This is a genomic window from Oleiphilus sp. HI0043, assembly GCF_001634935.1.
The window spans coordinates 1-811 of record NZ_LWEY01000473.1 but is presented as its reverse complement, the minus strand read 5'-3'; the positions used below and the strand labels follow the sequence as shown (position 1 = coordinate 811).

1 protein-coding gene is annotated in these 811 nt (G+C 45.7%); it reads right to left on the bottom strand.

Annotated features, from left to right (window positions below; all coding sequences use genetic code 11):
- On the bottom strand, positions 1-811 hold an 811-nt coding region (locus A3729_RS06000), incomplete at both ends, for a putative PEP-binding protein (RefSeq protein ID WP_304439692.1).

The following is an 811-nucleotide window of genomic DNA, read 5'->3' as shown; positions in this document are numbered from 1 at the left end:
AAGTAGGTACTGCGTTAGATCATTAGAACCAATAGATATAAAGTCAATTCGCTTTGATAGGTGTGGCAGGGCCATCATTGCTGCTGGCACCTCTACCATTATACCCACGCTTGGCTTTGCAACTTTAAGCCCCATTGCAAGTAGCTGAGCCACTGCTTGGTCAAGCAACTCTCTGAACGCATCCACTTCTTCTACACGGCTAACCATCGGCAACATAATTTTCATATTGCCAATCCCAAGGTTTGCACGAAGTAACGCTCGAATCTGAGCCAGAAAAATACTACTATTATCAAGTGTAAAACGTATACCACGCCAACCCAGATAAGGGTTATCTTCCTCAAAGCTGAAGTACGGCAAAGCTTTATCACCACCTATATCAAGGGTGCGCATGTAAACAGAGCGCGGCGCATAAGCCTCTAAAATTTTCCGATAAACAGCAGTTTGCTCATCTTCGGTTGGAAATGTTTCATGCAGCATAAAAGGAATTTCAGAACGGTATAAGCCTACTCCTTCTGCGCCTCTCTCTAGCCCTGGAGATAAATCGGCAAGCAAACCTGTATTCGCATAAAGATTGATACGATAACCATCACTGGTCTCGGCGGGCTTATCCTTAAGCTTATCAAGCCCTGACATCAATCGGTTTTCTTGTGCTGCCAGCCTTTGATATTCCCGCTGCATTTGAGGCGAGGCATTAAAAATGACCTGCGCTCTATAACCATCCATGACAGCAACACTACCCTCAACCTTTGACCAATTAAGATCACCGACACCCATGATTGCGGTAATGCCGAGAGCACTGGCCAGAACGGCC